Source organism: Lentiprolixibacter sp., from assembly GCF_982873095.1.
The window spans coordinates 1-1,557 of the sequence record NZ_CEYNTP010000115.1 but is presented as its reverse complement, the minus strand read 5'-3'; the positions used below and the strand labels follow the sequence as shown (position 1 = coordinate 1,557).

Annotated in this window: 2 protein-coding genes; both read left to right on the top strand. The window is 51.6% G+C overall.

Features of this window, described 5'->3' with window-relative positions; all coding sequences use genetic code 11:
- Positions 1 to 678: tRNA methyl transferase PRC-barrel domain-containing protein (locus AC4E7D_RS08230; protein ID WP_490173326.1), on the top strand; the 678-nt coding region annotated here is incomplete at its 5' end.
- A gap of 17 nt (positions 679 to 695) precedes the next feature.
- On the top strand, positions 696 to 1,557 hold an 862-nt coding region (locus AC4E7D_RS08225; protein ID WP_490173325.1), incomplete at its 3' end, for an NAD(P)H-dependent flavin oxidoreductase.

Sequence of the window (1,557 nt, the reverse complement as noted above, 5' to 3'; positions counted from 1 at the left end):
ATAGGGGAGCTTACCAAACCCGAAGTACGCCATATCGCTGCTGAGCAGCAATTGGTCACGGCGGATAAAAGGGATTCTCAAGGACTTTGTTTTATTGGAAAGGTAAGGTTGCCTGAATTCCTGCAACAAAAGCTTAAACCCAAAAAGGGGGTGATCGTGGAAGTACCGGCAGATGCTGCACTTTACCAGGTCCCTGTACCTGTCTTTGACGATCAGGAGGCCGAGCTTTCCTTTTTTTCTGATAAACCGGAGTATACATTGGAGGATGGAAAGGTGGTGGGCGAACACCAGGGTGCCCATTATTTTACCATTGGTCAGCGTAAGGGGCTGGATGTAGGAGGTACTCCGGAACCGCTGTTCGTAATCGAGACGGATGTGGAGGAAAACATTATTTACACGGGACAGGGAAAATCCCATCCCGGATTGTACAGAAGAACGTTATTTGTACAGGAGCCGGAAGTGCATTGGGTAAGGCCAGACCTGGCGCTCCTTCCCGGGGAGACCCGGACGGTCATGGCACGTATCCGCTACCGGCAGGAACTCCAGCAGGCGCTGCTGTTTAAAACCGAAGAGGGCCTGTACGTTGATTTTGCTGAAAAGCAGTCGGCCATTACCCAGGGGCAATTTGTCGCCTGGTATGAGGGAGAGGAACTCATCGGGTCCGGCGTGATTTCCTGAAATATTAATGTGATTGCATGGAAAACAGGATTACAAAACTCTTTGGGATCGAATATCCCATCATTCAGGCAGGCATGATCTGGGCCAGCGGTTGGCGACTGGCTTCAGCGGTTTCCAATGCCGGGGGACTGGGACTTTTAGGTGCAGGGAGTATGTATCCGGAAGTCCTGCGGGAGCATATACAGAAATGCCAGCAGGCGACTGATAAACCTTTTGGGGTTAACGTACCTATGCTCTATCCTGATATTGATTCCTTGATGGGCATTATTATCGAGATGGGTGTAAAAATTGTATTTACATCTGCCGGAAACCCCCGGACCTGGACCTCGTATCTCAGGGAAAGGGGCATTACGGTGGTGCATGTGGTCAGCAGTGTCAAATTTGCCAAAAAAGCCGAAGAAGCTGGGGTGGATGCGATCGTTGCCGAGGGGTTTGAAGCTGGGGGGCACAACGGCAGGAATGAAACCACAACACTAGCTTTACTGCCCGCCGTTCGCGAACAGATATCCTTACCCCTTATTGCTGCCGGGGGTATAGGCACGGGTTCAGCAATGTTGGCGGCCATGGTCCTTGGAGCAGATGGGGTACAGGTAGGATCACGGTTTGTAGCCAGTCATGAAGCCTCATCCCACGAACTGTTCAAGCAAAAAGTGGTAGAAGCCAAAGAAGGGGACACCCAGTTGACCCTGAAAGAACTCGCTCCGGTTCGCCTGTTAAAGAATAAATTTTACGATGATGTGCAGGAAGCTTACCGTCAGGGAGCCGGTCCAGAAGAGCTAAAGGCCTTATTGGGCAGGGCACGGGCCAAACGCGGCATGTTCGAGGGAGACATGGAAGAGGGGGAGCTCGAGATCGGGCAGGTTGCCGCAATCATTCATA